12 protein-coding genes are annotated in these 14,331 nt (G+C 74.4%); 6 read left to right on the top strand and 6 right to left on the bottom strand.

What is annotated here, in order from left to right; genetic code table 11:
* Positions 1-5: 5 nt before the first annotated feature.
* The 4 genes from F0L17_RS18045 (at position 6) to F0L17_RS18030 (ending at position 3,455) form a co-directional block, all read left to right on the top strand.
* Positions 6-728, top strand: coding sequence for a TetR/AcrR family transcriptional regulator (locus tag F0L17_RS18045; RefSeq protein WP_155071883.1), 723 nt, complete (start codon positions 6-8; stop codon positions 726-728).
* A gap of 10 nt (positions 729-738) precedes the next feature.
* Positions 739-1,044, top strand: coding sequence for a hypothetical protein (locus tag F0L17_RS18040; RefSeq protein WP_162466359.1), 306 nt, complete (start codon positions 739-741; stop codon positions 1,042-1,044).
* A 237-nt stretch (positions 1,045-1,281) separates the two neighbouring features.
* Complete coding sequence (locus F0L17_RS18035; RefSeq protein ID WP_155071882.1) at positions 1,282-2,553, top strand: beta-1,3-glucanase family protein; 1,272 nt, start codon at positions 1,282-1,284, stop codon at positions 2,551-2,553.
* Positions 2,554-2,729: 176 nt separating this feature from the next.
* Positions 2,730-3,455: a coiled-coil domain-containing protein gene (locus tag F0L17_RS18030; RefSeq protein WP_155071881.1), complete on the top strand. Its 726-nt coding sequence runs from the start codon at positions 2,730-2,732 to the stop codon at positions 3,453-3,455.
* A 96-nt stretch (positions 3,456-3,551) separates the two neighbouring features.
* Here F0L17_RS18030 and F0L17_RS18025 read toward each other — a convergent pair whose 3' ends face one another.
* The 5 genes from F0L17_RS18025 to F0L17_RS18005 form a co-directional block, all read right to left on the bottom strand.
* Positions 3,552-4,790 (bottom strand): styrene monooxygenase/indole monooxygenase family protein, encoded by a 1,239-nt coding sequence (locus F0L17_RS18025; protein WP_155071880.1) that lies wholly within the window; start codon positions 4,788-4,790, stop codon positions 3,552-3,554.
* A gap of 130 nt (positions 4,791-4,920) precedes the next feature.
* Positions 4,921-5,535: a GTP-binding protein gene (locus F0L17_RS18020; RefSeq protein ID WP_162466358.1), complete on the bottom strand. Its 615-nt coding sequence runs from the start codon at positions 5,533-5,535 to the stop codon at positions 4,921-4,923.
* A 142-nt stretch (positions 5,536-5,677) separates the two neighbouring features.
* Positions 5,678-6,067: a DUF742 domain-containing protein gene (locus F0L17_RS18015; RefSeq protein ID WP_162466357.1), complete on the bottom strand. Its 390-nt coding sequence runs from the start codon at positions 6,065-6,067 to the stop codon at positions 5,678-5,680.
* Positions 6,064-6,657, bottom strand: coding sequence for a roadblock/LC7 domain-containing protein (locus F0L17_RS18010; protein WP_338018131.1), 594 nt, complete (start codon positions 6,655-6,657; stop codon positions 6,064-6,066). The genes F0L17_RS18015 and F0L17_RS18010 overlap by 4 nt, the downstream gene beginning before the upstream one ends.
* Positions 6,654-9,635, bottom strand: coding sequence for a nitrate- and nitrite sensing domain-containing protein (locus tag F0L17_RS18005; protein ID WP_338018130.1), 2,982 nt, complete (start codon positions 9,633-9,635; stop codon positions 6,654-6,656). Before F0L17_RS18005 ends, F0L17_RS18010 begins: the two co-directional genes overlap by 4 nt.
* 402 nt (positions 9,636-10,037) lie before the next feature.
* On the opposite strand from F0L17_RS18005, the gene F0L17_RS18000 reads away from it, so the two are divergent.
* The gene (locus F0L17_RS18000) at positions 10,038-10,835 is read left to right on the top strand and encodes a hypothetical protein (RefSeq protein WP_155071878.1); all 798 of its coding nucleotides are present in this window, start codon (positions 10,038-10,040) and stop codon (positions 10,833-10,835) included.
* 98 nt (positions 10,836-10,933) lie between these two features.
* On the opposite strand, the gene lon is transcribed toward F0L17_RS18000, so the two are convergent.
* Entirely contained in the window at positions 10,934-13,378 is a 2,445-nt protein-coding gene (gene lon, locus F0L17_RS17995) for an endopeptidase La (protein WP_155071877.1), read from the bottom strand.
* Positions 13,379-13,543: 165 nt separating this feature from the next.
* Here lon and F0L17_RS17990 point away from each other — a divergent pair, with 165 nt between their 5' ends.
* Entirely contained in the window at positions 13,544-14,299 is a 756-nt protein-coding gene (locus F0L17_RS17990) for a spermidine synthase family protein (RefSeq protein ID WP_238419423.1), read from the top strand.
* The last annotated feature ends 32 nt before the right edge of the window (positions 14,300-14,331 follow it).

Raw genomic sequence — 14,331 nt, 5'->3', positions numbered from 1 at the left:
CCCGCATGACCGCCCCGGCGTACCGCAGGCTCAGCGTGGAGGAGCGGCGCGGCCAGCTCATCACCACCGCGCTCGGCCTCTTCGCGCACCGCGCGCCCGAGGACGTCTCCCTCGACGACGTCGCCGCCGCCGCGGGTGTCTCGCGCCCCCTGGTCTACCGCTACTTCCCCGGCGGCAAGCAGCAGTTGTACGAGGCGGCCCTGGGCAGCGCGGCCGACGAGCTGCGGCAGTGCTTCGCCGAGCCGCAGACCGGTCCGCTCGGCCACCGGCTGTCGCGGGCGCTCGATCGCTACCTGTCCTTCGTCGACGGGCACGACGCGGGATTCGCGGCCCTGCTGCGGGGCGGCAGTGTCGCCGAGACCTCCCGCACGGACGCGATCGTGGACGGCGTGCGGCGGGCCGCGGCCGAGCAGGTGCTGCTGCACCTGCGGGTCACCCACGATCCGGAGCCGGGGCCTCGGCTGCGGATGATGGTCCGCACCTGGATAGCGGCGGTGGAGGCCGCCTCGCTGATCTGGCTCGACGAGGGCAAACGGCCACCGGTCGCCGAGCTGCGGGACTGGTTGGTGGACCACTTCCTCGCCCTGCTGGCCGCCACCGCGGCGAGCGACCCGCGCACCGCCGAGGTCGCCCGGGCCGCACTGGCGCTGGAGCGGCCCGACGGGCCGGTGGGCCGGTTGGCCCGAGGCATCGCACCGGTGGTCAAAGACGCGCTCCGCCTGCTGTGAGACTGGAGCGGTGAGAAGCGAGGAGACGGCGTTCGTCGGCGGGCCGATGGACGGACGGGTGCTGCCCGTCCTGGTGGGCCCCACCGGACGACCGCCGAAGTACTACGAGATCCCCGTGCCCCGTCCGGAGGGCGGCGAGCCGATCGTCCACGTGTACCGGCTGGAGGCCGTCACCGGAGGCGGACGGCTGGCGTTGCCGCGCGGCTGGCGCTACGTCCACCTGCCGGAGGGCAGGCCGCGGAGCGGCCCGAAGTGGCCGTGGCGCCGGCCGGGCGGAGCGGGGGGCACGCGGGGGGACGCGCAAGAGGGCGCGTAGAGGGCGTGCAGCGGACGCACGGGGGACGCGCGGTGGACGTCGAACGTGCGGCGGGTTTTCGAGAGATGTGGGCGAAGTGTGAATGAGAGCGCTCTCTGCTAAAGGTCTTGACCTTTGGGCGCCCCCTCACCACAGTGGCGACATCCGGATCGCTCCCGCCCCGCCGGGCGGCGACCGGACGCGCGACCCTGCATGTCGTGCGCATGCCATAACCACGTCCCTCAGGAGATCCCCACCGTGGTGTCACGCAGAAGGTTCCTCGGCCTGTCCGCGGCGGCCGCCGCCGCCATCGGCTACGCCGCCTCCCCCACCGGCTTCGCCGCCGCCTCCCCCACCCGCGGCACGGCGACCGTCCCGAGCCTGACCTTCGTCAACGAGACCGGTCGGTCCGCCGCGTTCGCCTACGTCCACGCCGACGTGCCGGGCGGCGGACAGGGCTTCCTCAACCCCTCCACCGGCAGACTGGACCCGATCCCCAACCCGTCCGAGCGGATGTACGACCTGGGCGGCTTCCTCCGCTCGCACCGGATACCGTTCGACCGGCAGGTGCCCCTGAACGACCACCTCACCGGCGGACGGGCCTACTTCTCCCTCGACGAGAGCGTGTCCTTCTTCGCCAACCCCAACGCGGGCGGCGCCGCGGGTGCCCTCGTCCAGCCCTCGGCCGCCAACCCCTCCGACCCCTCGTACCGCATCGCGTGGGACTACTGCGAGTTCACCTACAACTCCGCCGGGGTGTGGGGGAACATCACCTGCGTGGACGGCGTCGGCCTCCCCATCGCCCTCACCCTCGTCCCCGGCAGCGGCGCGGAGCAGCACGTCGGCGGCATGCCGGCCGGCGGGACCGCCCAACTGGCCGAGCGACTGCGGCGGGCGGGCGGCGACTGGGGCAGGTGCGCGCTGTACGACGGCGGCCGACTGGTGCGCGTCTCCAGCCCGGCCAAGCTCCCGGGGCTGGGCCGGGAGGTGTTCGTCGGGCACTACCGCGAGTACGTCGACCAGGTGTGGCACGCCTACCGCGCCGACGGTGGACGGGACCTGCGGGTCGCCCTCGGCGACGTGTGGCCGGGGGTGACGGTGACCGGCCGGACCCACGGCGACCGGCTCGTCCTCCGGGGGATCACCGACGGCTCCCCCGACTCCTTCGCCAAACCCGGCACGGCGGGCAGCACCGCCGAGGCCGACATCTTCGGCTGTGACGGCTCCCTGCACGGCATCAACGCCACCCAGCAGGGCCGCGTCGCCGCGGTGTTGGGCGCCGCGTTCTGCCGGACCACGCTGCTGAGCAACCCCTCGCAGCCCGACGCCACCTCGGCGGAGTTCTACACCCACGGACCGCGCCACGAGTACGCGCGGGCCGTGCACGAGCTGGCGGCCGGCGGCCGGGGCTACGCCTTCCCCTACGACGACGTCACGCCGACCCGGGAGAGCGACCTGGCGGGTGCCGTGATGTACACCGAGCGGCCCGACGACTGGGCCCTGACGGTGACCGTCAAGCGGCCCTCCTGACGCGCCCGACGCGACCTCGCACCGGCCGGGACTCACCCGGCCGGTGCCGTCGTGTCACCCGACGGCGCCGTCATCGCCCCCGATCGCCGCACCCCGGGCGCCCGCCCGGAGGCCGGGCGCGGCGCCGCGTGCCACGATCGCCGCGGGAGCGTCACCGTCGTGGTGGAGGTGGACCGGTGTCGACAGCGAGGGGTCGAACGGCCCGGACCGTGGTCGCCGTGGTGGTCGCCGTGTCGGCCGCCGTGGCGGTCGCCACACCCGTCGACCCCGTCGACCCCGTCGACCCCGTCGACACCGTCGACACCGCCGACACCGCGCCGGTCGCGGTCGCCCGCGCGGCCGAGCCGCCCGGGGAGCCGTACGAACCCGAGTCCGTCGGCGACCTGTTGCTCCGGATGAGGGAACTGTACGGGCGGGCCGAACAGGCCATCGGCGTCCACCGCGACACCGAGCGGAAGGTGACCGCCCAGCGCGAGAAGGTCGACCGGCTCCAGCGCGAACTGGCCGATGTGCGGGTGCGGCTGGACGAGGCGCGTGACGAGGCCGGACGGCTCGCCCGTCACCGGTACCGGAACGCGGGTGGCGCCGTCCCGACACATCTGCGGCTGCTGCTCGCCCACGACGAGCGGGAGGTGCGAAGCGCCCTCGACCACCGGCGGCTGCTGGAGCGGGCCGCCGCGCGCCGGATCGAGGCGGCCCGGCGGTTGTCGGCCGAGGAGCGGCGGCTGGACCGGTCGGCGAGCAGGGAACGCGGTGTCCTGGACCGCCGGCTCGCGCTCGCCGGGCGACACGAGCGGCAGCGGGACGAGGTCACCGGACGTCTGGCCGAGGTCGAACGGGCCCTCGCCTCGCTCGACGACGGCGAACTGGCCGCGCTGCGCCACGCGGAAGCGGTGCGGTGACCGCGGCGGCGCCGACCGGCGGGCCGCGCCGCGCCCGACCCCCCGGCGCCCCGGCCCGGCTCCGGGGTCGGACGCCCGGAGCCGGACCCGACCGGCTCAGTCGGAGGCCAGGCTCGCCAGGTAGGCCTCGGCCTTCTCCGGGTCGAAGAACCAGTTCTCCAGGTCGGACGGGTCGCTGAAGGCGTTGGCGAACCGGTCCGCCAGCTCCTGGTACTGCGTGCCCGCGCCGATCAGCTTCAGCACGTGCTCCGGCGGCGGTGCCAGCAGCCCGTTCGACCACGTGGTGACGTGCCGGGCCGACCTCTCCCAGAAACGGTCGAAGGTGGCCTGCATCCACTCCTCGTCGAACGGCCGGTCGCCGTGCTCCAGGATCGAGGCCAGGTAGGAGGCGGCGCACTTGGACGCGGTGTTGGAGCCCTGCCCCGTGATCGGGTCGTTGGCCACCACCACATCGGCCACGCCCAGCACCGCGCCGCCCGAGGGAAGCCGCCCGATGGGCTTGCGGACGGTCGGCGGATAGCGGCCGGCGAGCGTGCCGCCCGCGTCGGTCAGCTCGGCCTTGCGGGCCCGCTCGTACTCCCAGGGCGTGAAGCGTTTCATCAGCTCCAGCGTGAGGGAGAGGTGCTCGGCGGGGTCGGTGACGCCCTGGAAGACGTCCAGCGGACCGCCGGGGACGCCCTCCCAGAACAGGATGTCGCAGGCGCCGGTGAGGGTGTAGCCGGGGATCATGAACAGCTCGCCGACGCCCGGCACCAGGTTGAAGCGCACCGCCAGCATCTCGGGGTGCTCCGGGCGCCGTTCCACGCCGTGCACGTAGGACACCGCCAGCGCGCGCTGCGGCTTGTCGTACGGGGAGCGCGCGGCGTCCCGCTCGAACATCGACACCAGTTCGCCCTTGCCCGCCGCGACGAGCACCAGGTCGTAGGCCCGGGCGAAGAAGTCCAGGTCGGAGACGGCGGCGCCGTGGATGACCAACTGACCGCCGCGCTGGGCGAAGGTCTCCATCCAGCCGGCCATCTTCACCCGCTGGTCGATCGACTGCGCGTAGCCGTCCAGCCGGCCCACCCAGTCGATCGGACGGGAGCCGTCGGGGGCGACGACCGAGACGCCCAGGCCCTCGGTGCGCGGGCTCTGGTCCTCCCAGAAGTTGATCCCCAGGTCGCGCTCGTGCTGGAGGGCCTGGTCGAACATGCACTGGGTGGACATCACCCGACCGCCGCGGATCTCGTCCGCCGTGCGGTTCGACATCACGGTGACCTCGTAGCCGTGCGACTGGAGGCCGAGGGCGAGCTGGAGGCCGGACTGGCCTGCTCCGACGATGAGTATCTTCCGCATGACGGTCTCCCCTGAGGTGCCTGGGTGGTGGGGTTGGGGGCGGATGCCCGGGTGTGGGGGGCGGATGTCGGACGCGTGGCGCGTTCGGGGCGTGTGGTGGCCGCCGCGGTGCGCCGGACGGCCCCGCCGGTCAGGCGGGCGTGAGGTCCAGCGCGTGGCCGACGAGCGCGGTCAGCGAGTCGAGGGCCGTGTCCCGCTTGCGCGCGTCCATGACCAGGACGGGCACCCGGTCGGGGACGGACAGCGCCTCGCGCACGTCCTCGGCCTCGTAGTACTCGGTGCCCTCGAAGTGGTTGACGGCGACGACGTAGGGCAGTTCGCAGCTCTCGAAGTAGTCGAGCGCCGGGAAGCAGTCCTCCAGCCGCCGCGTGTCGGCCATCACCACCGCGCCGATCGCGCCGCGCACCAGGTCGTCCCACATGAACCAGAAGCGCTGTTGCCCCGGGGTGCCGAACAGGTACAGCACCAGGTCGTCGTCGAGGGTGATGCGACCGAAGTCCATGGCGACCGTGGTGGTGGTCTTCTCCGGGGTGGCGGCCAGGTCGTCGGTGTCCTCGCTCGCGCGGGTCATCACCGCCTCGGTGGTCAGCGGCTCGATCTCGGAGACCGCGCCGACGAAGGTCGTCTTGCCCACGCCGAAGCCCCCCGCCACGACGATCTTGACGGAGATGGGGGCTCTACCGCGCTCCTCCTGCCAGGGTTGGAGGGTCTCGGGGTTCTCTGCGGGGTCCTTCACGGCGTCCACGGGGTCTTTCTCGGCGTTCCTGTCACTGTCGGCGTGTGTCGCGGCGTCCGTGTCGGACGCTCCGTCGGGAACTCCACCGGAGGCTCTCCCCAACGCCCTTCCGAGGGCTCTTCCGGGTTCCTCTCCGGCGTCCGGGAGGGAGTCAGAGTCTGCGGAGGCCACCCAGCACCCTCTCCAGCAGCGCGCGGTCGGGGCGCTCGTTGTCGTAACCGGTGCCGTAGACCCGGATGCGTCCCTGGTCGGCGAGATCGCTGAGCAGGACGCGCACCACGCCCAGGGGCATCCGCAGCCGGGCGGCGATCTCGGCGACCGAGCGCATCCGGCGGCAGAGTTCCACGATGGCCCGCATCTCGGGCATCACACGGTCGCGCAGGCCGCCCGAGGTCAGCTCGCGGCGGGCCTCGGGCGCCTCGATGGCGGCGACGAGCGTCTCCACCAGCAGGACGTGCCCGAAGCGGGTGCGGCCGCCGGTCAGGGAGTACGGGCGCACCCGCGAGGGTTTGCGTACCGGCAGCGGGCTGTGGAAGGTCACTGGTCCAGCTCCATCGACGTGCGCAGTTCGGTGCGGAGTTCGGGGGTGAGGACGTGCCCGGCACGACCGACGAAGAGGGCCATGTGGTACGCCACGACGCTCATGTCGCAGTCGGGGGCGGCGTGGACGCCGAGCAGCGAGCCGTCGCTGATCGACATCACGAACAGGCTGCCCTCGTCCATCGCGATCATGGTCTGCTTGACGGCACCGCCGTCCATCAGCTTCGAGGCCCCCTGGGTGAGGGACGCGAGGCCGGAGACGATGGTGGCCAGATCGGCGCCGGCGCCGCGGGGGCCGCGCTCGTCCCGGCCGCCGTCCCGGCCGCGCCGGTCGGGGGTCTGGTCACCGCCGGCGGTGTCGCCCGTGGCGTCCCGTGCCTCGTCCCCGCCCGTGGCGTCGCCGCCCGCCGGGGCGTCCCCGGGCGCGGCGGCACGGCCGCCCGTGGGCTCGGAGGACAGCAGCAGCAGTCCGTCGGAGGACACCACGGCGACCGACCGTACGCCCGGTACCTCGTCGACCAGGTTGGACAGCAGCCAGCGCAGGTTGCGTGCCTGCCTGCTCGGTGTGTGTGCGGTGGTGGGCGCGTTCACTTCCGTGCCTCCTCGACAGTGCCACCCGTGTCCGTCGCCCCCGTGCGGCCCTCGTCCGGGCCGGTGCCGTGCCGCTCGCCGCCGCTCTCCTCCGCGGCGATCTGGGCCAGCGCGTCCCGCTGGCCCTCCCTGGCTCCCTGTTGGAACCCGCCGAGCCGTCTGCGCAGCTCGTCCGCCTGCAGTCCGCCCCGTCCCCGGCCCGGGCGGGGGGCGCCGACGCCGGTCGTCACGTTCTGGGGAGTCCGCTTGGGCAGACCCTTGGCGGTGACGGTCCGGGCGACGGGGCCGGGGGCGGCATCCGTCTCCGGCGCGGTCTCCACCGTGGGGTCCGCTGTGGGGCCCGCTGTGTTCTCCCGTGCCGCGTCGTTCTCCCGTGCCGCGTCCGCCTCGGGGGCGGCCCGCAGGACGGTCTCGTCCGCGGCGCGGGCGTGCTCGTGGACGCCACCGGGTGCGGCCGGAGGCGTTCCGGTGGCGTCGGCCACGGCGCCGCGCGCGGGATCGGCGGCCGCCTCGTCTGCCTCGGCGACGTCCACGTCGCCGGGCACCGGACCGGTGTCGGTGATGCGGGGGAAGACCAGGGTGTCGGTGACACCGGTCCCGCCGGTCCCACCGGGGGCCCGCGCGTCGTCCGCCCGGCCGTGCTCACCGGTCCCGGCGGGGGCCACCGACTCCGGCTCCCCGGCGCTCTCCTCCGTGCCGGCCGTGCCGTCCGTGCCGACTGTGTCGTCCGTGTCGGCCGCGCCGTCCGTACGCGCCCGCGCGCGGTCTGGACGGGTCGGCAGCGCGTTGTCGTTGGCCTCGGCGACCGTGCCCGGCAGGGTGTTCGCGACACCCGCCTGGGCGGCCTTGGCCCCCGCCGGGGAACCCGGCATCGGCCGGTCCGGCAGCAGGGCGCGCGGCAGCACCGCGACCGCGGTGATGCCGCCCTGCTCCTGCTCGCGCAACTGCACCCGGATCCCGTGCCGTGCGGCGAGCCGCGCCACCACGTACAGGCCCATGCCCAGCACGTCGTCCTCCCGGGGCGCGGCCTCGGCGCCCTCGGCCAGCTTGGCGTTGAGTTCGGCCAGCCGCTCGGGGCTCACACCGATGCCCTCGTCCTGGACGGAGAGCATGATCTCGCCGTTCTCCAGCATCCAGCCCGACAGCCGCACCTCGGCGTCCGGCGGGGAGAACGCGGTGGCGTTGTCCACCAGTTCGGCGATCAGGTGGCTGACGTCGTCGGCGGCGGAGCCGGCGACCTGGGCGTGCGGGGGCAGCGTCGCGATGTCCACCCGCTCGTAGCGCTCGATCTCGCTGACGGCCGCGCGCAGCACGTCCAGCAGCGGTACCGGCTCGCGGTGGCCGGTGGCGTGCTCGGCGCCGGCCAGGAGCAGCAGGTTCTCGCTGTGGCGGCGCATCCGGGTGGCGAGGTGGTCGAGCTTGTAGAGGGTGGTGAGCCGGTCCGGCTCCTTCTCCTCGTGCTCCATGGACTCGATGAGGGTGAGCTGCCGCTCGACCAGGCCCAGGGTGCGCAGCGCGAGGTGGACGAACGTGTGGTGGGAGGTGCCCGGGGCGGGTCCGGCCGGCTCCTCGGCGGCCCGGCGCGCGGCCTCGGCGGCCGCCAGGGACGCCTCCGCCGCCTCGGCGGCCTTGCGCTCCGCCTCCTCCGCGGCCTTGCGCGCGGCCTCCTCGGCGGCCCGCACCGTCTTCTCGGCGGCCTCCTTCGCCGTCTCGTACTCGCGCAGCAGTCGCTCGCGCTCGGCGGCGATCCGTTCGCGCTCGGCCGTCACCTCCCCCCCGGTGGACTCGGCGCGGACGACGCGCTCGTGGAGGGCGACGGCGGTGCCCCGCAGCCGGTTGACGGCGCGCACGACGTCGGCGAACTCGTCGTTGCGGCCGGTGTAGACGACCGGCTCCTCCCCCGTCGGGTCGGCGGCCACCCGCTCGCTGCCGCGCCGCAGGACGGCCAGCGGACGGGCCATCGAGCGGGCCGTCTGGACGCTGATGCCGAGCGCGATCAGCGCGCACACCCCGAGCAGGGCGATGCTCAGCTCCAGCGCGGTGAGGTCGTCGTCGCGCAGTTCCTCCAACCGCTCCACCTCGGCGGCGGCCAGCGAGGACTCCATGCCGCGCATCCGGTCCACGCGGGCGGTCAACGCGGACGCGACGCGGTCGTGGTCCAGAGCGAGGTCCCGGTGGTCCAGCCGCGGCTGGTCGGTGAGTCCGGTCAGGTAGCGCTCGGCCAGCGCCACGTCGGTGCCGGTGACGGTCCGGGTGTAGGCGTCACGGGTGGAGACGGGCGCCGTCTGCTCGAAGTCGGCGAGAGCGGCCTGCTCGCGCAGGTGCGCCTGCTGGGCCGCGGCGGTCAGTCGGGGCTGCTCGCCCCCCGCGGTGAGCGCGGCCAGCAGCAGTCCCCGGGCCGCCGACGCCTGCTCGACGGCGCGGCCGAGGTCGGGGAGCGAGTCGGCCGTCGCGTTCTCGGCGCGGCCGGGCAGGGAGCGGGAGGTGGCGGCGGTGATGCCGCCCAGGGCCTGGACGACCCGGGTGTACGCCTCGTACGTCTCGGTCGCGTCGCTCTCCCCGGTGGCGGCCCGCCGGCGGGTGTCGGGGAACGCGTCGAGCAGCCGTCGTATGTCGGCGGGCGCGTCCTCGCCCAGTTCCCGCATCCCGCGGTCCACGCGGCTCTGCTCCCGCTCGGGCACGCCCTCGCCGCCGCGCCCGGAGGCGATGCGGTGGACGACGGCGTCGCGCTCGTCGGCCAGGGCGTGGGAGAGGGAGACGGCCCGCCGGCCCAGTTCGGCGCGGTCGACCAGGCGTTGGGACTCGGTCAGGTCGCGCGAGGCGGTGGCGACTCCGGGCGCCCCGGCGGCGAGGACGGCGACGGTGCACAGGACGACGGAGGCCAGCAGCCTGTTGCGCACGCGTGCCCGCCGTCCGGCGGGTGGGACGGCGGTGCCCTGGTGGTCCGACCGGCTGCCCTGGTGTCGCTTCTTCCCCACCCGTGCTCGCAATCTCGTTCCGTCGTCCCGGCGATGACCGGAACGCGACAGTCCAACATGTGCGGCAGGGGTTCGTGTCCCGCCGTCCGAGCCCGTTCGCAGCGCCGGTTCTCCGACGTTCCGAGGGACGGGAACGGTTCCCCGTGCCGGGCCGCTCGGAGGAGTGAACATCACTGGGGAGTTACGGAACAACTCCATCGGGGAATGCTCTTGGGCCACACGCCGGAGGGGGTTGGAAATCACCGCCGGGTTTTGGCAAGATTCGCGCCCACCATGTCGCGGACCGTCAAATTCCGGTAGAACTCCGGGCAATGACCGTGGGTCACGGAACGAACACGTCTTCCCCTCGTCGCCCCCACACCACGACCACGTGTCGATCGACGCTCCGGCAGACTGGCGGGCATGCGGATCGAGGCGGTGAGCGAGCCGGGCGACCCGGAGGTCCCCAACGAGGACTACGCGTCGGTAGCCCTACCTGCGACAGGACGGGGCGGGGCGTTGGTGGTCCTGGACGGGGTGACTCCGCCACCGGACGGCACCGGGTGCGAGCACGACGTCCCGTGGTACGTGGCGCGCCTGGGCGGGGCACTGCTCGAACTGTCCGGTTCACGGCGATATATGACGCTGACACAGTGCCTGTCCTCCGCCATCGAGCGGACCGCCTCCGCCCACGGCCCGCGCTGTGACCTTTCTCACAGGCGAACCCCTCAGGCGACGGTGGTACTGGCGCGCTGGGACGAGGCGGTCGTCGAGCACCTGGTGCTCTCCGACTCCGCGTTGCTGGTCGAGGACCCCGACGGCGCGGTGACGCCCGTGCTGGACACCCGGCTGGACCGGCTGCGCCCCGCCGCGCGGGCCCTTCCCCCCGGCGAGCGGGTCGCCCACCTGGAGGGCCTGCGCAACGTCGAGGGCGGCTTCTTCACCGCGGCGGCCGACCCGGCGGTGGCGGAGCGCGCGGTGACGGGACGCCTGCCCCGCGCACGGGTGCGGGCGCTGGCCGCGCTGAGCGACGGGGCGACCCGCTGGGCGGAGACCTTCCGACTGGGCGACTGGGGCGCGCTGATGACGGTGCTGCGCACGGAGGGGCCGCGGTCGCTGGTCGCGCGGGTCCGCGCCGCCGAGGCGGCGGACCGCGCCGGCACGGCCCACCCGCGCGGCAAGACGCACGACGACGCGACGGCCGTACTGGTGGAGCTCTGACCCGCCGGCACCGCGGTCCCGTCCGGTCCGGCGCGGGGCCGGGCCGGACGGGACCGGACGGCCGGGGCCGGGTGCGCGGTCCGCGCGACGCGGTGCCGTCAGGCGGCGGCCGGAAGCTCCGCCCCGGCCGGCGACAGCGCCAGCTCCAGGACCTGCCGCACGTCCGAGACCGGTCGCACGTCCAGCTTCCGCAGCACCTCCTCGGGCACGTCGTCCAGGTCCGGCTCGTTCCGCTTGGGGATGACCACCGTGGTGATCCCGGCCCGGTGCGCGGCCAGCAGCTTCTGCTTCACCCCGCCGATCGGCAGCACGCGCCCGGTCAGCGAGACCTCGCCCGTCATCGCCACGTCCGGCCGGACCCGGCGGCCCGACAGCAGCGAGGCCAGCGCGGTGGTCATGGTGATGCCCGCGCTCGGCCCGTCCTTGGGCACCGCGCCCGCCGGGACGTGGAGGTGGACACCGCGGTCCTTCAGGTCGCCGACGGGCAGCTCCAGTTCGGCACCGCGCGAGCGCAGGTAGGAGAGCGCGATGTGGGCGGACTCCTTCATCACCTCGCCCAGCTGTCCGGTCAGCGTCAGCCCGCTGCCGCCCGTCTCCGGGTCGGCCAGCGACGCCTCGACGTACAGCACGTCGCCGCCCGCGCCGGTGACGGCCAGCCCGGTGGCCACGCCCGGCACCGCCGTGCGCCGCTCGGCCGGGTCCTGGGCGGACTCGGGGGTGTGGTGCGGACGGCCGATCAGTTCGCGCAGGCCGTCCGCGCGGACGGTGACGGGCAGTTCCCGCTCCCCCAGCTCGTGCCGCGCGGCGATTTTGCGCAGCAGCCGGGCGACGGAGCGCTCCAGGTCGCGCACCCCCGCCTCGCGGGTGTACTCCCCGGCCAGCTTCCGCAACGCGTCCTCCTCGACGACCACCTCGCCCGCCTCCAGGCCGGCGCGCTCCAACTGGCGGGGCACCAGGTGGTCGCGGGCGATGACGACCTTCTCGTCCTCGGTGTAGCCGTCCAGCCGCACCAGCTCCATGCGGTCCAGCAGCGGCTGCGGGATCGCCTCCAGCACGTTGGCGGTGGCCAGGAACACCACGTCGGACAGGTCGAGCTCGACCTCCAGGTAGTGGTCGCGGAAGGTGTGGTTCTGCGCGGGGTCCAGCACCTCCAGCAGGGCCGCGGCCGGGTCGCCCCGGAAATCGCTGCCCACCTTGTCGATCTCGTCGAGCAGCACGACCGGGTTCATCGAGCCGGCCTCCTTCACCGCCCGCACGATCCGGCCCGGCATGGCGCCGACGTAGGTGCGGCGGTGGCCGCGGATCTCGGCCTCGTCACGGACGCCGCCGAGCGCCACCCGGACGAACCGCCGCCCCATCGCCCGGGCCACGGACTCGCCCAGCGAGGTCTTGCCGACGCCGGGCGGCCCCACCAGGGCCAGCACGGCGCCGCCCCGACGTCCGCCCACCACGCCCAGGCCGCGTTCGGCGCGGCGCTTGCGCACGGCCAGGTACTCGGTGATGCGTTCCTTGACGTCGTCCAGCCCGGCGTGGTCGGCGTCCAGGACGGCGCGGGCGCCGGCGATGTCGTACGCGTCCTCGGTCCGCTCGTTCCACGGCATCTCCAGGACGGTGTCCAGCCAGGTGCGGATCCAGCCGCTCTCGGGGCTCTGCTCGGGGGCGCGCTCCAGCCGGTCGGCCTCCTTCAGGGCGGCCTCGCGGACCGTCGGGGGCAGGTCGGCGGCCTCGACCCGGGCTCGGTAGTCGTCGCTCTCGCCGACCTCGCCGCCCAGTTCGGCCAGTTCCTTGCGGACGGCCTCCAACTGGCGGCGGAGCAGGAACTCGCGCTGCTGCCGGTCCACGCCCTCCTGGACGTCCTTGGCGATGGCCTCGGCGACGTCCCGCTCGGCCAGGTGCTCGCGCAGCCAGGTGGTGGCCAGCTTCAGCCGCTCGACCGGGTCGGCGGTCTCCAGCAGCCTCACGCGCTGTTCGACCCCCAGGAAGGGGCTGTAGCCGGAGTTGTCGGCGAGCTGCCCGGGGTCGTCGATCTGCTGGATGCGGTCGACGACCTGCCAGGCACCGCGCTCCCGCAGCCAACTGGTGGCCAGGGCCTTGTACTCCCTGATCAGCTCGGTGACCGCGCCGGGCAGGGGGTCGGGGGCGGACTCCTCCACCTCGGTGCCCTCCACCCACAGGGCGGCACCGGGGCCGGTGGTGCCGGCACCGATCCGCACCCGGCTCACGCCGCGGATCAGCGCGCCGGGGTCGCCGTCGGCCAACCGTCCGACCTGCTCCACCCGGCCGAGCACGCCGACGGCGGCGTAGGTGCCCTCCACCCGCGGCACGAGCAGCACCCGGGGCTTGGGGGCCTTCTCCCCCTTCCGCTCCCCGTCACCGCCGCTGCCGTCGTCACCGCCGGCTCTCCCGGCGGCGGACTGGGCGGCCTCCACCGCGGCCCGCACCTCGGCGTCCGACAGGTCCAGGGGCACCACCATCCCGGGCAGCACCACCTCGTCGTCGAGCGGCACCACGGGCAGGGTGAGCGTTGCGGGCGACAGAGCCATGATCTCTCCCTCGGCAGGCAAGTTGAGTTAGGAGGACTCAATGTCATGACAATGCCCCGGCCGCGCCGTGTGTTCCCCCACCCGCGTTCGCTCTGAGCGATCGACCGCCCTCCGGGGGCCGGGCGCACCCCCCGCCCTCCCGTCGGCGACGGCAGGATGGCCCGCATGCAGTCCCCGCCACGTCCGACGCCGTCCGCGCTCTCCACCCCGCCGTCCGCCCCGCCGTCCACCCCGCGCCGGCCCGACGACGAGCCGCCCGTCGTCCTGGACCGCCGCGACGGACCCCACGGCGAGGTCGTCCTGCGGCGGCACGGCGAGCTGCTCCAGATCATCGCCAACGGCTGTTTCCTGATGGACACCTCCGACGGTCGCTCCGAGCGGTTGCTGGTGCGGGCCGCGCTGGCGGAGCTGGACGCCTCGGGGGCCCGCCCGGACCCCACCGTGCTGATCGGCGGCCTGGGGGTCGGCTTCTCGCTCGCCGAGGCGGTGGCCGAGCCCCGCTGGAGCCGCATCACGGTCGTCGAGCGGGAGGAGGCCGTGATCGACTGGCACCGCGACGGTCCGCTCGGTGAGGTGTCGCGGGGCGCCGCGGCCGATCCGCGCGTACGGATCGTCCAGGCCGACCTCCCGACCCACCTGACCGCGGGCGGCGAGCCGTACGACGCCCTGTGCCTGGACATCGACAACGGCCCCGACTGGACGGTCACCGAGGACAACGGCTCCCTCTACTCCCCCGCCGGTCTGGCCGGCTGCGCCCGTCGGCTCACCCCCGGCGGAGTGCTCGCCGTGTGGTCCGCGCGGCCCTCCCCGGACTTCGAGGATTCCCTCCGCGATGCCGGTTTCGTGCGAGTGCGCACCGAAGAGGTACCGGTCGTCCGAGGCGTCCCGGACGTGGTCCACCTCGCCACCCGACCGGCGTAGCATCCCACGGAGGCGGCCTCTACGCTGCTGCA

It is taken from the genome of Streptomyces taklimakanensis (genome assembly GCF_009709575.1).
Taxonomy (GTDB): domain Bacteria; phylum Actinomycetota; class Actinomycetes; order Streptomycetales; family Streptomycetaceae; genus Streptomyces; species Streptomyces taklimakanensis.
Note: the sequence above shows the minus strand (reverse complement) of the source record. Positions and strands in the feature narration are given on the sequence as shown.

Coding starts and splice junctions, on each gene's coding strand:
- F0L17_RS18045 (WP_155071883.1), top strand. CDS start 6: ATGACCGCCCCGGCGTACCGCAGGCTCAGCGTGGAGGAGCGGCGCGGC.
- F0L17_RS18025 (WP_155071880.1), bottom strand. CDS start 4,790: ATGCGGAAGATACTCATCGTCGGAGCAGGCCAGTCCGGCCTCCAGCTC.
- F0L17_RS18000 (WP_155071878.1), top strand. CDS start 10,038: ATGCGGATCGAGGCGGTGAGCGAGCCGGGCGACCCGGAGGTCCCCAAC.
- lon (WP_155071877.1), bottom strand. CDS start 13,378: ATGGCTCTGTCGCCCGCAACGCTCACCCTGCCCGTGGTGCCGCTCGAC.
- F0L17_RS17990 (WP_238419423.1), top strand. CDS start 13,544: ATGCAGTCCCCGCCACGTCCGACGCCGTCCGCGCTCTCCACCCCGCCG.